Origin of the sequence: Neobacillus niacini, from assembly GCF_030817595.1 — a bacterium.
In the GTDB taxonomy this organism is placed as follows: Bacteria; Bacillota; Bacilli; order Bacillales; family Cytobacillaceae; genus Neobacillus; species Neobacillus niacini_G.
The window spans coordinates 1,090,480-1,109,704 of record NZ_JAUSZN010000001.1 but is presented as its reverse complement, the minus strand read 5'-3'; the positions used below and the strand labels follow the sequence as shown (position 1 = coordinate 1,109,704).

The window sequence follows — 19,225 nt, the reverse complement described above, 5'->3', positions numbered from 1 at the left end:
TTGAGGTTGATCAACTTGGTGATTCTTAAATGGGGGAGATAGTATGAAGGAATTTGTGGTTTGTTATACCTTAGAGGATGATATAAAACGAGAAAGAATAATCAAAGAGGCTGATATTAGTAAGGAACAAGTTATACAAGAAATAGTAAAAAAGATTGAACAACGCAAATACTTTCTTGCGAAGGGTGACCAAGGGAAATATTGGATCAATGGTTCTTCAATCCGTTATATAGGAGTTCATGAAAAGGATAATCCGAATATTAATCTTATTAAATAATAATTATAGAAAAGGCTTTATTTCAAAAAATGACTTTGATTTACTTTACATGGGAGAGAAGATGAATGTCAGAAGAAACGTATCAATCTCGTGAGGAACGAAAACAAGCTGAAAAAACAAGTCAAAATAAACAAAGAAGTATTGGAATATTAAAAAAAGGATCGTTGTTAAAAAAACTGGTTATTGTCTGTATGGTGCTCGGTCTTGTTTCGACAGGAGCAGGAGCCATTACGTTCGCTTCAATGATTAAGGGTACACCTACCTTAGATTCTTCAAAGCTGGTGGATCTGCTTTCTACTAAATTTTATGATAAAGACGGGAACTTCCTTTATGAATACGGGAAGGAAAAACGGACAAAAATTACGTACAATCTAGTGCCAAAAGTTTTGGAACATGCATTTATTGCCACCGAGGATTCCCATTTTTACGAACATTTTGGAATCGACCTCAAACGGACAGCTAAGGCGATTTTTGTGAACGTAACCGGGGATTTCGGATCTCAGGGAGGTAGTACGATTACACAGCAAGTCATTAAAAATTCTTTTTTGTCTCCAGAGAAAACACTGAAACGTAAAGTGCAAGAATGGGACTTAGCGTATCAATTGGAAAAAAAATATTCCAAGCAGGACATTTTAATGATGTATCTAAACAAAATCTACCTTGGAAACCGCTCTTACGGAGTGGCTGCCGCAGCGAAGAATTACTATGGTATTGAGTCCAATGATTTGAAAAAAATGACGCTTGCGCAGGCAGCGATGATAGCTGGACTGACACAGAGTCCGAATAATTATGATCCAACCATACCGGAAAACAAAGAAGCAGCCACGAAGCGTCGTCACATTGTCTTAAGCTCGATGCTTCGAGATGGCTATATCACGGAAAAACAAATGAAGGAAGCAGAAAAAATTCCTGTAACAGAGGGACTTGTAGCAAGAAATACGCAGCAAAGTATGCCTTATGAAGCATTCTTGGATGCAGCTGTGAAAGAGGTAAAGGGAAAACTAAAGGATGTCGACATCAGTGAGGACGGATTGTCGATTTATACAACCCTGGATCCAAAAGCACAGGATTTTGCGGACAAAATGATGAATACCAATGAAATCATTGCCTATCCGGATGCGAATTTTCAGGGAGCCTTCGTTTTTTTAGATACCAAAATGGGTGAAGTCAGGGCAATCGGGAGTGGTCGAAATGACTATAAGGCTCAATTCTTAGGTCACAACTTTGCCGTAGATATCAAACGTCAACCAGGATCATCCTTTAAGCCGATTTTTGATTATGGACCTGCGATTGAAAACTTAAAATGGTCCACTGCTCATTTGATCAATGACCAGAAGACAACCTATTCAACGGGTCAGCCCATTTCCAACTGGGATCATCAATATCATGGAATGTTGACGATGCGGACGGCCCTGCAAAATTCATACAATATCCCGGCGCTGCTCGCCATGAGAGAGGTTGGGATGGATAAGGCTAAGAGTTTTGCAGAATCACTGGGGATTACGTTTAAAAATAATGAAGTATATGAATCCTACTCCATCGGGAGCAATACCGTAAGTCCTTTAGACATGGCAGGGGCCTACAGTGCCTTTGGAAACAATGGTCAATACAATAAACCGCATTTCGTCCAAAAGGTAGTTTTGGCAGATGGCACAGAGGTTCAGTTTGCGGGGGAATCAAAGCGTGTTATGCAGGATTACACTGCCTATATGGTAACGGATATGTTACGAACAGTCGTAAATGCTGGGACAGGAACAACAGCAAATGTTCCTGGACTGGATGTTGCCGGGAAAACAGGTACAACCAATTTTGATGAAAAAACTCGAGCTAAATATAGATACCCAAGCTCAGCTACAAATGATAGCTGGTTTGCAGGGTATACACCACAATACACCATGGCTGTCTGGACGGGTTACGCACAAAACGGACTGGGTAACTATATGAGTGGAAATACAACAAAAATCTCGCAGTTAATGTTTAAAGCAATGATGGAAGCTTTCGGAACGGATACAGCAGATTTTCTGCAACCAGATAGTGTCTACAGAGTGAATAATGAACTTTATATAAAAGGAATTGATTCTGCAGAAGTACCACCAAAGAACGACAATGTAATAATTCATCCTATTAATGGCGGAAATAAAGAAGAAGAGAAACTTAAAAAAGAGGAAGAGAAGCGTCGAAAAAAGGAAAAGAAACAAAAGCATGGTTAAGATAGATATTTTTTCTTACCCAAGAAATTCTTCTAGAAATTGACGTTAAGTTCTCTACGACTTTTGGCAGAAAGGTAACCAGTGGAGCAAGGCATTTCATGGAGGGTGTAATCAAAGGAGATTATTGCCTTGCTCTGCTATAGTTTTCACTATTAGAATGTTTCGATAAACAAAAAATGGAAATTTAATTTTGGTCCATAATTGCCACTAAAAATGCCTTTAGAAAATTATATTGCGAATTATTTCTTAGAATGAGCGGCATTACGAATAGCGTTCGCCTTACACGGGTTGACGTTATTATTTTACTTATTTCACTAACTGGGGCAAGAGTTAAAGAATCAGGGTTGCTGCGGCGATCTTTTTTTGTTATTCAGCTAACGAGGCAGTTTAGCATTCCTGTAGATCGTTAATTATCAGGTTTGAAAAAAATAAGGCCCCTCAGTAAGATATGAGTATAGACACCACTCTAACTCAACTCTTAAGGAGGAAGCCCTACTATGAATTTTAAAATGCAAGACAAACAAAATCAACTAATAGAAAGAATTTCCGATACACATCTTATTGTTGGTGTAGACATTGCTCAACAATTTCACGTTGCTCGAGCTGTAAACTTCCGTGGAATTGTAGTGGGAGATCCCCTTACATTTGTAAATAATGAAGAGGGGTTTGTTTAACTGAAAAATTGGATTGAAAAGTTAAAGAAACTAAAAAACCTAGATTCCACAATAGTAGGTATGGAACCCACTGGCCATTACTGGAAAAACCTATCTAAATGGCTTGTTAAACAAAAAATTGAGGTAGTAACAGTCAATCCCCATCTAGTAAAGAGAAACAAGGAGAATCGTGATAACACTCAGTCAAAGAGTGATAAAAAAGATGCACTCGTTATCGCTGATATGGTGAAAAACGGCTATTATTCCTTTGTTCGCCCTTCATCTGAATCCTTTGAGAAACTCAGAGTTTTAATTTCTAATCGTGACGTGATTGTTAAACGTCTCGTAAGCTCTACCAATCAGATCCATAGATGGGTAGATATTGTGTTTCCAGAACTTAGACAAGTATTTAAAGATGTTACTTGTAAAGGGGCAATCGCAACCCTCCGATTATTTCCTACTCCTAATGAAATAGCTTCCTTTGAGCCTCTAGATGTCATGAGGGGATGGAAGTCTATAATGCAGCGACAACCAGGACCCAAAAAGGCTCAATTACTAATCAATCTAGCAAAATCCTCGATTGGAACTGGACAAGCATTGGACGCTTATAAGTTCCATTTAGAACAATTACTGGAGGAGTATGACCTCGCTATAAAACAACTCGAAAGAGTTGAACAACAAGTTAAAGAAGTTCTCAATAAAATACCATTTGCAAGAAAGCTGCTTATGATTAAAGGTATAAGTGAAATTTCATTAGCTGGCATTTTAGGAGAGGCTGGAGATTTAAGTGGGTTTTCTCATGGGAATTCTCTATTACGCCATGCAGGACTCCATTTAGCTGAAGCAAGCTCAGGAAAATGGAAAGGGCAGATTGTCCTCTCAAAACGAGGGAGGTCTAGACTACGGCGTTTCCTCTACCTAGCAACCATGAGCCTTGTGATGAATAACCCTGAGTTTAAAGCTATCCATGCATATAATGTGAAGGTCAAGAAGATGAAGAAAATGAAGTCTATCATGAAGTTGGTCGGTAAATTAGCAAGGATTTCTGTAGGTATAGCTAAGCGAAACGAATCTTACTGTGCAAATAAATTACAAGAAACAATCCCATTAGCAGCATAGGAGCAGTATGACTAAAAGTCTTATAGTTAAATAGTTATCGTAAATTTTGAATGTTGTCTTATTCGTAGGATTTCAAATATGCACGGAGTACCAGGTTTCTTCAACAAAAGGGCACTGTGACCCATCAGTTTAGCATAACTGGCCTCCACCCCTTGGATAGGTATGACGAAGGAATGAAAGGGCAATTGACCCGTTGAGACATGGGAGGGAAAGCCTCCAGGGGCGGCGTGGAGATGTGCATTATATGGTAAAATATGGAGTGGTAGCTGACTCCTTTATTTAACTATGCCTTCACGAAGCCAAGATGATCTGAACTCATTTTAATTACCCGTAAATCCAATTACAAGGGTTATGAAATCCTGCGAATAAGTGAGCATTCAAGAGATATTCGTATCAAACTGAGGGAGTTGAAGAAGGAATGAAAGGATTTTGCAGTAATATATTGGTCATAAAGAATTAATTATTGGTGGTGAACAATGAAAAAGTTCCCTATTTTATTGGTTGTTTTTATTACCCTATTGGTTGTTACTGCTTGTGGTGGTTCTTTTTCATCAACGTCTTCCGATTTGTATGTAGTTAAAAAAGAACATTCAAAGGATTATAAAAAAGCGTGGATAATGGCATATGACCCAAACAGTATTACAGAAAAAAAGAAATAAAAATAATGGTCCAAGAACCAATGGTGTGGAATTTGATTGAGGTTAACAAAACTTATTTTACAAGTTACTCAAAAGAAGGAGATAATCCTTGGATATTAAATCAAATTGAACATCTTGGTAACAATGATTCTATAAGGTGATTAAACTTGAACTAGCCCAGAGGTGTTTACAATGAAGATCCAGCTGCTATTTTGGTGGCTGTTTTTATTGAGATAACGGGCAGTTTAGTTGAAGAAGGATTTGGAATAATAAGGGGAAACATACTAAGTTGGTTAAAGGAGAGACGATATGATTACTGTCCAAAATGCTGAAGGATTCCTCAAGGAGAAGGAAAATACAACTAATATAGCAAATGTTTGGAATGAATTTAAATCGTTTGGAAGACAACCAGTTGAAGGAGAAGAGGAAATAGCTTTACTTTTCCAATGTGGAGTATACGATTTTACAGGTGAAGAATTATTTTACTTTGATTTCGTTAGACAATTTACTGTCTATGAAGATGATGAGTATTCTGGGATGGAACAACTCCATTGTGAATTTGTATTTACCCCAACTAATGAACTTAGAAGTTTGGAAGCGTCAGAATGGTATTTTGATACCGATGGGGATGTGGATGATTTTTATCATTTGGTAGAAAATCTTGAAGAGTTTAAAATACCATTAAAATTAGAGCCTTTACGATTAAATATTTATCAAGAACAGATATAAGTTATTTAACTACCTGGTGCTTTGCCTCAATAAGGGAAGCAAGGCATTTTTCTTATTGAACTAACGAAGCAGGATAGTTAAAGAAGTTTTTCTTTTCTGGATAGGTGCAAACTGTGTAGGAGGACCTTATGAATGAATTGTATAAGTTGTTAGACTTATTAATAAAAAGAGAGATTTCCATTGGATACAATGGTTTTACCATCTTTGCAAATTCACAACTAGAGAATGAACAGAGTTGATATTGAAGAGCAATCACTAGTTGGCTCTAATAACGGAGATTGGAAGGAAACTTGGTTCGTTATCGGGCAAGATGATATAGTTGGAGATCCTATTTTTATAGAAAGCTATCGGAAAGGAACAGTTGATGAGTTATACCAAAAATCGGAAATATATATTAGAAAATAAATAAATTTCATATAGAGGTGGAATTATATGCCTAAAATTGACAATATGTTAGCAATTCTATGGATGCTTCGTTCAGGTGAAAAAATTACTGCAAAACAAATTTCAGAAAAGTTAGAGATGAATATAAGGACTGTGTATCGTTATATTGATACAATTTCAACAAGTGGCGTACCTATAATTTCAGAACCAGGACATAACGGTGGATACACTTTATTGAACAATTTTATTGAGGCTCCTCTTTTTTTTGATTTTGAGGAGCAAACTTCACTATTTCACGCTGTTTTTTTTGCAGAAGAAGCCGGATATTATGGAGGTGAAGCACTAAATAGGGCCATTTCAAAACTAAGTAAATACTCAAATCAAGAGCAGGAAACAAAGATAAACCAACATTTAACTAGTCTTGAAGTAATAAGTCGATTAAGTTCACTCTCTATGGAACCTTTTTTGAAGGAGTTGGAGCAGGCCGTTGCTGACGGGTACTCAGTAAAAATTCTTTACCATAAAAGTGGCGAAAAGCAATTAAATTATAGATTGGTCGATCCGTACAGAATTATCTATTGGAATAATAAGTGGTATGTGATTGGATTTTGTCATCTTAGGAATGATATCCGTAGTTTTAGAGTAGATCGAATTGAAAGTCTAATGCTAACCGAAAATAAGTTTAACCGGCCCAGAAAATTTTTCAGCACGTGACTTTTTTATAAAAAGTCTTCTTCCCACTATAGAAGATAAGGAAGGGATTATTTCTTTGGTTATTAATGGGGATAAAAGTGTATTGGCTGATATTTGCCAACATTGGTTTTTAGGACATTATTTACAAGAACGGACTTCAAATCAAGCAGTTTTTCTTCTTGAAAAAGATATGATACATACATATGTACCTTATTTACTTTTACCGTACAATAAATCTATTAAAGTTATTGAGCCAATAAGTCTTAAGAAAAGACTTATTGAAGTTCTGTCGGAATTAATAAAATTTCATCAAGTATGAGAACTTCCCTGACGTTAACTGTCAGGGAAGTTGTATTATAATAGCTATATCAATTGTGATTGGAGTGTTATTGGATGCAAACAAAAAAAGTTTTTCTATATGTATTTAATACAATGTCGGACTGGGAATATGGATATTTAATTGCTGAACTAAACTCAGGAAGATATTTCAAAAAAGATTTAGCACCTTTAAAAGTAATTACAGTAGGAGCTAATAAAGAAATGATTACTACTATGGGAGGACTGAGCATAAAACCAGATATTTCCCTTGATGAATGTACTCTTGAGAGTAAAGATCTTTTAATTTTACCAGGAGGGACTACTTGGAGTGAAGAAATTCATCAACCTATCTTGGAAAGAATTGGCCAAGCTTTAAAGCTTGGCACTATTGTTGCTGCAATTTGTGGTGCAACTGAGGCCCTTGCGAATATGGGATACTTAGATACTATAAAGCATACAAGTAATAATTTAGAATACACTAAAATGGTATGTCCTAACTATAAAGGAGAAAAGTTCTATGAGGTGGGATCTGCGGTATCTGATGCGAATTTAGTTACTGCATCAGGAATAGCTCCTCTGGAATTTGCGATGGAAGTTCTGAAAAAATTAGATGTATTTGCACCAGATACATTACATTCCTGGTATAACCTAAATAAGACTCATAAACCTGAATACTACTTCCAGTTAATGAATTCAATAAATAGCTGAGCTAAAAAATCAACTTAGCAGTTTTATATTAGTTCAAATAAAAATAATGAAGTAACTGAAAAGCTCACTTTCTCTATTTTGTTTTGCAGAGAAGTTGGGCTTTTTAATTTGGAATTTCCTTATCGTTGTAAATCCGCATTTTCCTGACGCTACCCCTTATTGAAGATACGTGCAACATTCCTGAAAGAAGTTTGTGAACAAATGCACTTAAACTAATGGGTGCTTTAGTTAAAGAAGGACCCAATAATAAATAAAAATCGCTAACGCTCCTGTTAAGCGATTTTTTTCGTTTTCCCAATTTATTTCTGTTAGCAAAATTGCCGGTTAAAATGTACCGTAATTTGCACCCTTACAGAAGTGTCTGTTAGTCTGCAAATTGGTATACAAATTCTGTAACAAAAAAATAAAATCTACTAGTATAAATGCCTGTATACCAATAAAAATAGACCATCATTTTATATTACAATTTGATGGTCTATTTGCTTTACAAAATTAAATTTTGTGACAGGTAACTGAACCCGTTACTATATTGAATGGTTTTTATCTTTATCAATATTGGGTGTATTAGAGTGGGTTAATATGCGATCTATTACTTTTGAAGTAAGTGGCATGAAGGTATTTAGGATTATCCCACCTAAACAAACGGTTAATAAAGTTCCAACGCCAATTGGTCCATTTGAAATCATTGCTAACATCAAGAATACGAGGTAAATATATGTCCTCGCAAAAAATATATTTGTTTTAGTTAATTCTTGTATGATTAAGGTTAATCGGTCAACTGGAATGGGTGCAAAGTTTGTGTGTAAATATGTTGCGGTTCCTAATCCTATAACAACTAAGCCGATTCCGAAACAAACAACTTGGCTGTACCATAGTTCAGGTGTTATCAAATTGTGCAATAAAAAAAGCCACATATCAATACCAATACCCGTTATAAATGCTGTTAACAACCCCAAAACTTCTGGTCTTTGTCTTTTTAACAATGAATTACAACATATCAATATTAAAGCTATTATTATTTCCCAACTTCCTACAGTAAGCCCCACATTTATGGACAGTCCTACCAAAAGTGCATCAAAAGGAGAAGTTCCAAGGTCTGATTGTATTGTGAAAGAAATACCAAGGGTTACTATTAAAATTCCTAATACATAAAAAACATATTTCACTTTACTCGACCTCTTTATCATTATTTTTTGTTGCAAATGCAACAAAGTTAGGTTAAGTTTAATATATGTTATTATTATTGCATTTGCAACAATAATACATGCTAGGGAGGTATTAAAATGCCTACCTGGAAAGGGCATTTAACTTAGAACAATTAGAAAAAGAATTATCCAATATTTCTTCGCAATTCTTTTTTGTGTATTTTAATAATGAAGTCGCTGGATATTTAAAGGTCAATAATTATGGGTGATGAAGAACAAATGGACTTTATAATGACCAAAATACTCATATAACATTTTTTGAAAGGGGGATTATTATGTATATTCCAAAATATTTTAAGGTCACAAATGTGGATGAAATTTGGGATTTTGTTCAAAATAGCTCTTTTGGCACGATTGTCACAACAAAACAAGGGAAACCAGTAGCCACTCATTTGCCTTTAGGGTTAAATAAAAAAGGTGATGATTACTATATTACTGGGCATATGGCTTATGGAAATCCTCAGTGGAAAACATTTGAAACCTGTGAAGATGTGCTTGTTATGTTTCAGGGACCGCACGCTTACATTTCTTCCTCTTGGTATGGGCATGAAGAAGTTCCAACATGGAATTATAAAGCCGTCCATGCATATGGTAAAGCAAGCATTTTAGAGAAAAATGAATTAATAGAAGAATTAACAATAATGCTGGAAAAATATGAAGAAAATCGTGAAAATCCTGTTTTATGGGATAAACTTTCCCCTGACCTCTTAGAAAGTGAACTGAAAGGGATAGTTGGCTTTAAGATTAAGGTGGAAGAAATTCAGGCTGCATATAAATTAAGTCAGAACCGAAATGAAAAAGATTATCATAACATAATTGATAAATTACAAAATGAAGAAAATCCAAATTCAAAACAAATGGCAGAAGTAATGGAAAAAGATTAAAAAATGACATATAAATTTTCAGGTCATACTCCCGCGATATATTTAACTCACCGAATGAAGCAGGGATAGTTGAATACTGAGTAAGATAAATGAGGTGTTAGTATGTCAGATATAAGTATTAAATTAATAAGTTCAGACAATTGGCGCGAAGCGCTTGAACTATCTGTCCACGATGAACAACAGAAATTTGTTGCATCTATTAATCCTCCCGTCGCTATTGCTCTTGCTAAAGCATATATAAGACCAGGTGGAAAAATGGTAGAACCATATGGAATTTACAATCAAAATAAGATGGTAGGCTTTTTCAATCTGCATTATACACCAGATAGTAAAGATGATTACTGGTTATTTCATTTTTTCATAGATAAAAGATTTCAAAGAAACGGATTGGGATCAAAAGCATTAAATGAATTAATCAGAAATATTAGATATAACCATCCTGCTTGTAACCGTCTTTATTTAACGGTTCATCCAGAAAATGAAGCGGGGAGATTATTTTATTTGAAATTTGGTTTTTCAGAAGAAAATAAAATGACCTTCGATGAACCCACTTTTTCTATAATGATATAGCAATACTTTGGTGGACACATTTTATATTATAATTGAACTAACAGGGCAGTTTAGTTGAACAATCGTCGTTAGCTTTTTTGGGGGTACCACCAGCAAAACGCGGATTTACAACGTTAAGGAGATACAAATATAAAAAGCCTAATTTCTCATGTGTTATAAGTGAGAAATTAGGCTTTAGTTACTTCAGAAAAACGCCTTTTTCTTGATTAAGCCAGAAGCTTTATATTGGAAAAAGTGAGTTATAAATAAGCTGCTATTCTAATTAGGCTGCTTGCTGAAATCTCTCTGAGCTCCCCTATAGCTTCCAATAAGATTTTGATAACCAGGAAGATGGCTAGAAATTAAAGCGCCAAAACCTTCAACATCATTGCGCCAATCACGTTGTAATTCGCACGCTATGCTAAACCAGTTCAGAAGCTGCACCCCACCATGGGCCATACGCGTTAATGCCGCATCCGCTACTTGTTTACTGAATGTTCCAGAAGCATCAGTAGCAACAAATACTTCATAACCAGCGTTCACAGCGGAAAGTGCAGGAAATGCAACACAAACATCTGTTACTACGCCCGCAATGATCAGTTGTTTTTTTCCAGTTTCTTGGATTGCTTTGACAAAATCTTCATTATCCCATGCGTTAATTTGTCCAGGACGAGCTATTTTTGGCGCATGTGGAAAAAGTTCACCCAATTCTTGCATGAGTGGTCCATTTGGCCCGTTTTCAAAGCTTGTTGTTAAAATAACTGGTAAATCAAAAAATTTAGCAGTGTTAGCAAGAGCCATAACATTGTTCTTGAATTCATCAACACCATAGTCACGCACAAGACCGGAGATAAGGCCGGTTTGATGATCAACTAAAAGAACGGCCGCATTATCTTTATTAAGACGAGAATAGAAATCAGACATTTTATTGTCCTCCCTTTAATTAAGTATAAGTAATCGAAGAAGATTCATAGATAGGAAAATCCATGTTAAACTCCTTCGTTTGTTCCAATGTAATTGAATATATTAATGGAATTCGTTTTCTAAAAACTCAATATGTGTTAGTAGTATTTTAATAAGAATGATTGAAAATTTTGGAACTTTTTAATTAATCTAGGGCTGGAGTGTGATCGATCCAATGAATAAAATGGTGTAAATATTGTTGAAGATAACGTTTTGTTTGTTCGTCTGTAAGGGTTTTCTGTTCAGAATCAATCTTTTTATGTACTTGGGAAATCAACACTTTTTGAAATGGAAGAACATGAACCTGCATGGCCTCTAGTACTTGTTTGATTTGCAATTGAGCAAAGGCAGTACCTAATCCCCCAGGAGTTGCACCAATTAAACCAACCGGTTTTCTGCTAAGAACGGCAGATTCCCGAGGTCTTGATGCCCAGTCCAATGCATTCTTTAATACGCCTGGAATTCCAGAATTGTACTCTGGACTTACAATAACGATACCGTCAACGTCCTGGATAGCAGATTTATATGATGACACTGTTTCTGGAACGCTTATTTCTAAGTCTTCGTTGAACAAAGGCAGATCATTGATCTCGATCCAACGAAATTGAAGGGAATCATCCAGCTCTGTTAATGATTGAGCAATGATTCGATTATAAGAGTTTTTTCGTAAACTACCACATATAAGGCCGATGGTCTTGGTCATACATTTCCTCCTCGTTTAAAACTACGTTCATGTTACCATAATATACCAAAATGAAAGAAGTGACGTTATACCTAATTGTCTGATTATTTAATTTAATGAAGTGTTTATTACATAAAATTTAGGATGTAAGGATTTCTCTTTCGTTTTCTTATTATTCGGCTTGTGTTTTGCAAGCTATGGTAAATGGTCTATGTCAATTTTATTTTCTCTTTCAATCACTATATATTTCCATCATACTAGTAACTAGAAAGAATTGGAGGGAGTGCAGAAATGGAAGAAAAGAAAGTGACCTGGTTAGAACTCTTTTATGATTTGTTATTTGTGGCGGCGGTTGCGGCTGCGACTCATGTTTTACTTCATGTTGAAGATGGTCATATCCATACAGAGTATTTAGTAAAGTTTGTATTAATTTTTATTCCTATCTGGTGGGCTTGGGTAGGGCAAACCATATTTATTAACCGGTTTGGAAAAGATTTATTTCACCAACGTATCTTTTTAATTCTGCAAATGTTTTTTGTACTAATTATGACATCAAGTTTATCAGTTGATTTTGATTCTTATTATCTTTCTTTTTTAATTGGTTATATTGGCTTAAGAGCAGTGACTGCAATCCAATATCTTATTGTCCAGCGTATAGAAACGGGAGTTCGAAAACAAGCAGCCCTCTTTTTTGGAAGGTATTTTTGGATTGGAATCGTCATTTCATTATTGTCTGTCTTTTTTGATTCTTGGGTTCGATATGCTGTGTTGTATACGGGAATCCTTATTGATATCATTGTCCCGGTGCTTGGACGAAAATGCTTAGAAAAGGTTCCCACAAATACGGCTCATTTATTAGAGCGATTTGGTTTATTTACCATTATTCTCTTTGGGGAAGCTCTTATTAGTACACTTGCGATCATTCAGCCTACAAAAGGAAATTGGAATTCAATAGGCTTTGCGGTCATTTCATTTATCCTGATTATATCGATGTGGTGGCAATATTTCGATAACATGGAGAAGAAACTTGACAAGTCTTTACAAACATCCGGCCAAATCATTATTTATGGTCATCTGTTTATTTTAATGTCTTTGAGCATGATTGCAGCATCTATCAGGCTATTGTTTTTACATGAGGTCCATTACTCATTTATCATATTTTTTGCTTTTGGATCTGTATTGCTCTATTTCCTGTCAACTACCTTTGTTTTCCATCAATATAGACATGTGCACCACCGATTGAAAATTTATCATTTAGGGTTATTCTTAGGAATTTTAACTGTCTTTTTTATTATTAATTTGATTATTGTAGTACCAAATATTTTAATAATAGCTGAATTAACCTTGTTTTTTATTATCTTTACTAAACTAACAATTTCTAATAAAAAGCAACCGTTGACAAATGAGATTCATCCGAGAATTGGAATTGAGGAAGATAATAAAAACTTTTAGGAGAGAGGATGTCTTGAACTGGTTACTCTTAATGTTATTGAAGATGATTATTTTAAAGTAATGGATGTGAAGTATTACACTTAAAGTAACGGGGGCGATACTTCAATAACGAAGAATCGCTTTTCTTATTCTATTAAAGAAGAAAAAATCTTAAAGGTGGATTAATTATGTATGGGTTAATAGCTATATTTGTTGAAAAAACACAACAGTTAATATAAGAATGAAGGAACTAAGTGATAAAATAAGGGGGAAAATAATATGGAGATTGAATTTAATGAATTGAATCCAACCAAGGATGATTTTATTAGATTACATCAAACAACTGGATGGAATGCTAAAGGATTATATACATATGATTAACTATATACTGCTATTTGTAATAGTTGGTATTCCGTTTCTATTTATCATAATAAATATTTAATAGGATATGGACGAATTATATCAGATGGTATCTATCAAACTCTAATTTGTGATGTAATGGTTCACCCTGAATATCAAAGAAGAGGTATTGGAAAGAAAGTAATGAATGCATTACTTAAAAAATGTGATGAAGAAGGAATTAAGTGGGTTCAATTATTTTGTGCAAAAGGAAAACAGGAATTTTATAAGGAACTAGGCTTTAACAGCCGAGATTCTGAAGCCCCAGGCATGTCCTTATTTTTATAAATATGCATTTTTTATGATCTTTTATTACAAACTGTTCCTTAACAACGGGGTGCATTAGTTGAATATCCTAATGTTAATTTTGGCAAAATGAAAGCAATTCTCGATAAGGAGAATTGCTTTATTTTGGTATTATTAGATCCAATAGACATTTCATTTTCTCTTCTTAAGATTCTTATCTCAATTCATCCCAGTATAAAAAGACATACTCTGGTTCATGCTCTTTTTTCAACTCATCAATGCTTGCTATTTTATCTGAAGTTTTCTGTTTATTTGTAGGTAGAGTTTTACTAGCGTTCTGTTTTAAACCCTTTTCATCCATGGTATACACTCTCCTTTTTAGTATAGTTTGTGTCCTGGCCATCTTCTTATTCTTGTTTTTGAAGGAAGGTAATTAGGTGAAATATTTCACTTAATGCTTTTTAAATTTCATTTTGGTAGTAAATGCTTACGTCTAGTTAAGAACATCTGATACCCATAAAGAACAACCGAATAAAAAAATAAGTGAAAAAGATGTCCAAAACGACCAATTAAAAAAATCCATAAAGTACCAGAAAAGAAAGGTCCTAGTAATGTAGTCAGCTATTCTCTTATTTAGTTAACGATTCAGAATAGTTGAAGACATCAGAAAAAAAATAACGTCCCAATTAAGAATAACTTTAACAATGCACTACATTATATTATTCCGTTGAGGGAATGATTTTATTAACACTAAAAATTCCCGGTGGAGGTTTATAAAGTGCAGGACGGAAAACATGATAATTTAACTTCAGCAGAAATATCTCAGTTATGGGGTACATACATGGGGGATAGTTCACAAGTTTGCATACTTAGTTATTTTCTAAATGTAGTTGAAGATAAGGAGATAAAAACCATTATTGAGGATGCCTGTAATTCAGCTCAACTACATGTACTAAAAATAAAAGACATGTTTAGTGAAAAAGGTCAAGCAATACCTCATGGTTTTAAGATAGCTGAGGATGTAGATACATCTGCACCAAGACTTTATTCTGATTCTTTGATGTTAGAGTATTTACATCAGTTTGGAAGGATTGGATTAAGAACACACAGTGTAAACTTATCATTAGCAACAAGAAAAGATTGCACGGAGTTTTTTAAACAATGCTTAACTGATGCAGATAGATTGTATGAAAAGGCTAAGGATTTACAAATAACAAAAGGTATTTATGGTAAATCCCCTTTAATTAAAACATCACAAGAAGTTGATTATATTAAGCACCAGAATTTTTTGGCAGGATTTTTTGGTGTCAAAAGACCTCTAACAGCTCCTGAAATAACAAGTTTATATGCAAATTTCCAAAGAAATTCCCTAGGAAGTGGAATACTAATTGGATTTAGTCAAGTGGCTAAAGCAAACGATGTTATAAAATATTTCACTCGGGCAAAAGAGATTGGTGAGAAACACTGTGAAATTTTTAACTCATACTTAAAAGAATACAACTTTCTTGATCCTATATTTTGGGACTCTCAAGTAACTGAAAATACACAACATGTTTTTTCCGATAAGTTATTGATGTTTGTAGTCAGTACACTAACCGCAGCTTGAATGGGTTTCTATGGGGTGGCTCTTGGAACTAGTTTTAGAAGAGATTTAGTTACGGTATACAATAGGTTTTTATTAGAAATCCAGTTGTTAGCAGAGGATGGGGCAAACATTATGATAGAAAATGGATGGCTTGAGTCTCCACCAAAAGTAGGTGAAAAGTAGAATAACTTTTCTTTCAACTAACTGGGTACTTAAGGGGAGGATCAGCTGCCTTTCTAGATGGCTTTTCTTATTCAAGCAACTGGCAGAATAATTGATTAAATGGATAGGTAGAAGAATTGTGTGAATTCTATATTTAGACTATCTAAAGGAGTATTCTAATGGTAAAACTAATTTTATGGTCCTTCTTTTTACTTCCTTGGATTTCCTTAATTTTTTTACATAAATTAGATAATGAGGCGATTCGTAGATATATGCCTGTTGCATTTCTCGCAACAATAATAAATACAATTCTTTATCAAATTGCTTGGACATATGATTGGTGGAAATACAAAGAAACCCTTTTTGCATGGGATAAGGTTGCACAGGTACACACTGTATATGGGGTTTTTTTAGTTGGAACCATTTGGATTTTTTATTTCACCTTTGGTAAGTTTTGGCTCTACTTTATTGTTAATTTCATTGTAGATTGTATCTATTCTTTTGGCTTTAGGACATTATGGAAAAAACTAAAGATTACAACTGCCGGAGGGATACTATCGCCTTTTGAAGGGATTATAATTATGACATTTATTGCAATTATTCTTTATGGATATCATAAGTGGCAGGAAGGGTTGATTGATTCAGATAGTAAAGGTTAGAATACTTAAATCAACCGTGTAATCGGAGCTGTCATTTTGACAGCTTTTCATATGTGTGCCAGGCATGGCAACTATCTAGGTGGTGAAAGTCCACTGTGTGGGTACACATCGACCAACCACTAAGGAAGCGCAAGGTACTTATCGTGAGATAAGGGCTGGAGGAAGCGTGGAATAAAATCTTGGCTCGACGTACAGAAATCTGATACTAAGGCTTTATAAAGGGATGAGGCTCCATAGCAAGTCAAAGTCCAAAAGATGTGCGTAACTTTGTAGAGTAAATCAGGCGAGTAAAAGAGGAAAGATAGTTGTCTTACCCTGGGAGGTCTTGCGGATGTACGGAAGTACAGTCGAAAAAGGTTAGTCGCAAGAAGTCAGCAGAAGCCATAGTAGTGAAATTATTCATGAAGGGCTGAACAATTTATAGTGTTTCAACACCACGAATGCGTAAGTGACGTACTCCGAATGTGTTAATGGAGAAAGTATGAGCGTATCTCAAAGGATAACCAAAATGGAGCTATCACTTACTACGTGAGAGGAAAGGAGAAACGAGTGTGAACCTTTTAGAACAGATTCTAAGTAATCAAAATATGAATGAAGCTTACCTGCGTGTCTATAAAAATAAAGGTGCAAGTGGCGTCGATGGAGTAACAGTCGAAGAACTAAAGCAATATCTGAGAGAGAACAAGGATGAGTTACGTCAGCGCATCAGAACAAGAAAATACCAACCACAGGCTGCCTTAAGAGTGGAAATCCCAAAAGAAAATGGCAAGATGCGCAAGTTGGGAATACCAACAGTAGTGGATAGAGTAGTTCAACAAGCTATTCATCAAGCTCTCAGTCCGATATTTGAAAAGCAATTCAGTGAATTCAGTTACGGCTTTAGACCAAAAAGAAGCTGTGAGATGGCTATTATAAAAAGCTTGGAATTTCTGAATGATGGACACGATTGGGTGGTAGACATTGACCTCGAAAGATTCTTCGATACAGTCCATCACGATAAACTCATGCGAATTATCGCTAACACAATAGATGATGGTGATGTCATCTCGCTAATCAGAAAATACTTAGTAAGTGGAGTCATGGTGAAAGGGAAATATGAAGAAACACCAGTCGGGACTCCGCAAGGAGGGAACCTTAGCCCATTATTGAGTAATATTATGTTAAATGAACTCGATAAGGAACTAGAGAAAAGAGGGCTAAGGTTCGTGAGATACGCTGATGACGCTCTCATCTTTGTGAAGAGTGAGGCAGCAGCAAACAGAGTGATGAAATCAATCGTGAGATTTATAGAAGGAAAACTAGGATTAATAGTCAATGTGGAGAAGAGCAAAATCTCTCGCCCAAAAGATTTAAAATTCTTAGGATTCGGGTTTTATTACGATACTAAAAACAAGAGGTATCAAGTAAAACCCCATCTTATGTCAATACAGAAGTTTCAAAGGAAGCTTCGAAAATTAACAAAGCGAAACTGGAGTGTTCCGCTAGACTTCCGAATTTTAAAACTGAAACAAGTCATACTTGGGTGGGTTAATTACTTTAGAATCTCAAATATGAAAAAAGCAATGAGTGAGATAGATCAGAAGCTTCGCTCCAGAATTAGAGTCATCATTTGGAAGCAATGGAAGGTACCTAGAAAACAAATTAAATCGCTTATTCAATTAGGGATTCCGGAGGAAGAAGCGAAAGGATTAACCTTCTGTCGAAAAGGTTACCGGTACATTGGACTATCAAAAGTTGTCCAAAGAGCAATCTCAAACAAAAGACTAAAGCAGAGGGGACTTCCCTCTGCTTCAGAACATTATCTAAAAGTACACACTGTAATATAAATTGAACCGCCGTATACGGAACCGTATGTACGGTGGTGTGAGAGGGGCGAAAATAATCAACTTATTTTCCCTCTACTCGATTGCACTAACGGTCAAGTAAATTAAGGTGTTAAAAAAATAAGGAAGTACAGGTTAGATTGTTCAATAGGAACAGTCTTTTTTTATCCTTAACATAGAATATGAAAATTTCCGTTTGTCCCTAAAAAGGCAAAAAGCCGAGAGCATAAATCCCTCGACCAATTACATTATATAGTTATTTAGGTTTACATGGTAAAGGAAATAAAAACCAATAGATTCATTTACTTTTACTTATTGAAAAAATTTTAAGAACTAACCATCTTATAGCTATTCCACCGAGATTGTAAAAAATTAGTGAATAGATTAACTTCCAGGTTATAAGTTCATAAAAATTGAGCCAAATAAATAAGGTTTCTCCAATAAAAGTGGAAAATAAGGAAAGTAGAAAATTAAATATTAAAAATGATTTCCATGACTTTGACCACTGATATATTAACATCATTGAGCATGGTACTAATGTTAGGTCCGCTGGTAACAATGGTGGAATCATTTGAAACAATTTATCTGGATATTCCCACCACATTAGATCTGTTCCTATATTATCCAAAACATAAGTAGGAACCATTATTAATGCGCCATAAAGGACTATTTCAGGTAGTCGTTTCTTATTGACTAAAAACCACCAAATTATCCACGGAAATATTGATAAAAATAATAATAAATACCATTTCCAGGTAAATAAATCATCATGAACCCAATGTTGATATGCAAGGTCACTAAATTTCTCTCTTGCTTTCTGTACTTCATCAAACGAAGGAAAAGATTTATTCATTGCGGCACCTTAATTTCTTAGGAATTAAGTTTTGATTTCAGGTATTTATGTTTAT

General features: G+C 35.0%; 17 protein-coding genes and 4 pseudogenes. 16 read left to right on the top strand and 5 right to left on the bottom strand.

What is annotated here, in order from left to right:
- Window positions 1-43: 43 nt before the first annotated feature.
- From QFZ31_RS05575 to QFZ31_RS05540, 8 genes and pseudogenes are all read left to right on the top strand, one after another.
- Entirely contained in the window at window positions 44-277 is a 234-nt protein-coding gene (locus tag QFZ31_RS05575; protein ID WP_307301572.1) for a hypothetical protein, read from the top strand.
- Between the two features lie 65 nt (window positions 278-342).
- Window positions 343-2,487, top strand: coding sequence for a transglycosylase domain-containing protein (locus tag QFZ31_RS05570; protein ID WP_307301570.1), 2,145 nt, complete (start codon window positions 343-345; stop codon window positions 2,485-2,487).
- 497 nt (window positions 2,488-2,984) lie between these two features.
- A pseudogene (locus tag QFZ31_RS05565) lies at window positions 2,985-4,259 on the top strand (IS110 family transposase).
- Between the two features lie 476 nt (window positions 4,260-4,735).
- A complete protein-coding gene (locus tag QFZ31_RS05560; RefSeq protein WP_307301568.1) occupies window positions 4,736-4,918 on the top strand; it encodes a hypothetical protein in 183 nt (60 codons plus the stop codon).
- Between the two features lie 288 nt (window positions 4,919-5,206).
- On the top strand, window positions 5,207-5,626 hold the full coding sequence (locus QFZ31_RS05555; protein ID WP_307301566.1) for a hypothetical protein: 420 nt from the start codon (window positions 5,207-5,209) through the stop codon (window positions 5,624-5,626).
- A 225-nt stretch (window positions 5,627-5,851) separates the two neighbouring features.
- A complete protein-coding gene (locus tag QFZ31_RS05550) occupies window positions 5,852-6,031 on the top strand; it encodes a hypothetical protein (protein WP_307301564.1) in 180 nt (59 codons plus the stop codon).
- Window positions 6,032-6,058: 27 nt separating this feature from the next.
- Window positions 6,059-7,022 (top strand): annotated as a pseudogene (locus QFZ31_RS05545) (helix-turn-helix transcriptional regulator).
- A 74-nt stretch (window positions 7,023-7,096) separates the two neighbouring features.
- Window positions 7,097-7,729: a type 1 glutamine amidotransferase family protein gene (locus QFZ31_RS05540; RefSeq protein WP_307301562.1), complete on the top strand. Its 633-nt coding sequence runs from the start codon at window positions 7,097-7,099 to the stop codon at window positions 7,727-7,729.
- A gap of 524 nt (window positions 7,730-8,253) precedes the next feature.
- On the opposite strand, the gene QFZ31_RS05535 is transcribed toward QFZ31_RS05540, so the two are convergent.
- A complete protein-coding gene (locus QFZ31_RS05535) occupies window positions 8,254-8,895 on the bottom strand; it encodes a YczE/YyaS/YitT family protein (RefSeq protein WP_307301561.1) in 642 nt (213 codons plus the stop codon).
- Window positions 8,896-9,020: 125 nt separating this feature from the next.
- On the opposite strand from QFZ31_RS05535, the pseudogene QFZ31_RS05530 reads away from it, so the two are divergent.
- The 3 genes and pseudogenes from QFZ31_RS05530 to QFZ31_RS05520 form a co-directional block, all read left to right on the top strand.
- Window positions 9,021-9,131, top strand: a pseudogene (locus QFZ31_RS05530) (GNAT family N-acetyltransferase); the annotation flags it as partial.
- Window positions 9,132-9,209: 78 nt separating this feature from the next.
- Window positions 9,210-9,818: an FMN-binding negative transcriptional regulator gene (locus QFZ31_RS05525; RefSeq protein WP_307301559.1), complete on the top strand. Its 609-nt coding sequence runs from the start codon at window positions 9,210-9,212 to the stop codon at window positions 9,816-9,818.
- Window positions 9,819-9,920: 102 nt separating this feature from the next.
- Window positions 9,921-10,388: a GNAT family N-acetyltransferase gene (locus QFZ31_RS05520; protein WP_307301557.1), complete on the top strand. Its 468-nt coding sequence runs from the start codon at window positions 9,921-9,923 to the stop codon at window positions 10,386-10,388.
- A gap of 258 nt (window positions 10,389-10,646) precedes the next feature.
- Here QFZ31_RS05520 and ycaC read toward each other — a convergent pair whose 3' ends face one another.
- A complete protein-coding gene (gene ycaC, locus QFZ31_RS05515; protein WP_307301555.1) occupies window positions 10,647-11,291 on the bottom strand; it encodes an isochorismate family cysteine hydrolase YcaC in 645 nt (214 codons plus the stop codon).
- A gap of 184 nt (window positions 11,292-11,475) precedes the next feature.
- On the bottom strand, window positions 11,476-12,033 hold the full coding sequence (locus QFZ31_RS05510; RefSeq protein WP_307301553.1) for an NADPH-dependent FMN reductase: 558 nt from the start codon (window positions 12,031-12,033) through the stop codon (window positions 11,476-11,478).
- A gap of 270 nt (window positions 12,034-12,303) precedes the next feature.
- On the opposite strand from QFZ31_RS05510, the gene QFZ31_RS05505 reads away from it, so the two are divergent.
- Both QFZ31_RS05505 and QFZ31_RS05500 read left to right on the top strand, forming a co-directional pair.
- Window positions 12,304-13,464, top strand: a complete 1,161-nt coding sequence (locus tag QFZ31_RS05505; protein WP_307301552.1) for a low temperature requirement protein A — start codon at window positions 12,304-12,306, stop codon at window positions 13,462-13,464.
- Window positions 13,465-13,836: 372 nt separating this feature from the next.
- Window positions 13,837-14,130: a GNAT family N-acetyltransferase gene (locus tag QFZ31_RS05500; RefSeq protein ID WP_307311396.1), complete on the top strand. Its 294-nt coding sequence runs from the start codon at window positions 13,837-13,839 to the stop codon at window positions 14,128-14,130.
- Between the two features lie 172 nt (window positions 14,131-14,302).
- Here the strand turns inward: QFZ31_RS05500 and QFZ31_RS05495 are convergent, their stop codons facing one another.
- Complete coding sequence (locus QFZ31_RS05495) at window positions 14,303-14,449, bottom strand: hypothetical protein (RefSeq protein ID WP_307301550.1); 147 nt, start codon at window positions 14,447-14,449, stop codon at window positions 14,303-14,305.
- A 402-nt stretch (window positions 14,450-14,851) separates the two neighbouring features.
- Here QFZ31_RS05495 and QFZ31_RS05490 point away from each other — a divergent pair.
- The 3 genes and pseudogenes from QFZ31_RS05490 to ltrA all read left to right on the top strand — a co-directional run bounded on the left by QFZ31_RS05490 (window position 14,852) and on the right by ltrA (window position 18,320).
- A pseudogene (locus tag QFZ31_RS05490) lies at window positions 14,852-15,856 on the top strand (DUF3231 family protein).
- Window positions 15,857-16,014: 158 nt separating this feature from the next.
- On the top strand, window positions 16,015-16,494 hold the full coding sequence (locus QFZ31_RS05485) for a hypothetical protein (RefSeq protein WP_307301548.1): 480 nt from the start codon (window positions 16,015-16,017) through the stop codon (window positions 16,492-16,494).
- 551 nt (window positions 16,495-17,045) lie between these two features.
- On the top strand, window positions 17,046-18,320 hold the full coding sequence (gene ltrA / locus QFZ31_RS05480) for a group II intron reverse transcriptase/maturase (RefSeq protein ID WP_307301545.1): 1,275 nt from the start codon (window positions 17,046-17,048) through the stop codon (window positions 18,318-18,320).
- Window positions 18,321-18,615: 295 nt separating this feature from the next.
- On the opposite strand, the gene QFZ31_RS05475 is transcribed toward ltrA, so the two are convergent.
- Window positions 18,616-19,170, bottom strand: coding sequence for a CBO0543 family protein (locus QFZ31_RS05475; RefSeq protein WP_307301543.1), 555 nt, complete (start codon window positions 19,168-19,170; stop codon window positions 18,616-18,618).
- Window positions 19,171-19,225 lie beyond the last annotated feature (55 nt).

Coding starts and splice junctions, on each gene's coding strand:
- QFZ31_RS05550 (WP_307301564.1), top strand. CDS start 5,852: ATGAACAGAGTTGATATTGAAGAGCAATCACTAGTTGGCTCTAATAAC.
- QFZ31_RS05475 (WP_307301543.1), bottom strand. CDS start 19,170: ATGAATAAATCTTTTCCTTCGTTTGATGAAGTACAGAAAGCAAGAGAG.
- QFZ31_RS05540 (WP_307301562.1), top strand. CDS start 7,097: ATGCAAACAAAAAAAGTTTTTCTATATGTATTTAATACAATGTCGGAC.
- QFZ31_RS05520 (WP_307301557.1), top strand. CDS start 9,921: ATGTCAGATATAAGTATTAAATTAATAAGTTCAGACAATTGGCGCGAA.
- QFZ31_RS05495 (WP_307301550.1), bottom strand. CDS start 14,449: ATGGATGAAAAGGGTTTAAAACAGAACGCTAGTAAAACTCTACCTACA.
- QFZ31_RS05505 (WP_307301552.1), top strand. CDS start 12,304: ATGGAAGAAAAGAAAGTGACCTGGTTAGAACTCTTTTATGATTTGTTA.
- QFZ31_RS05510 (WP_307301553.1), bottom strand. CDS start 12,033: ATGACCAAGACCATCGGCCTTATATGTGGTAGTTTACGAAAAAACTCT.
- QFZ31_RS05555 (WP_307301566.1), top strand. CDS start 5,207: ATGATTACTGTCCAAAATGCTGAAGGATTCCTCAAGGAGAAGGAAAAT.
- QFZ31_RS05485 (WP_307301548.1), top strand. CDS start 16,015: ATGGTAAAACTAATTTTATGGTCCTTCTTTTTACTTCCTTGGATTTCC.
- QFZ31_RS05560 (WP_307301568.1), top strand. CDS start 4,736: ATGAAAAAGTTCCCTATTTTATTGGTTGTTTTTATTACCCTATTGGTT.
- ycaC (WP_307301555.1), bottom strand. CDS start 11,291: ATGTCTGATTTCTATTCTCGTCTTAATAAAGATAATGCGGCCGTTCTT.
- QFZ31_RS05525 (WP_307301559.1), top strand. CDS start 9,210: ATGTATATTCCAAAATATTTTAAGGTCACAAATGTGGATGAAATTTGG.
- QFZ31_RS05570 (WP_307301570.1), top strand. CDS start 343: ATGTCAGAAGAAACGTATCAATCTCGTGAGGAACGAAAACAAGCTGAA.
- QFZ31_RS05575 (WP_307301572.1), top strand. CDS start 44: ATGAAGGAATTTGTGGTTTGTTATACCTTAGAGGATGATATAAAACGA.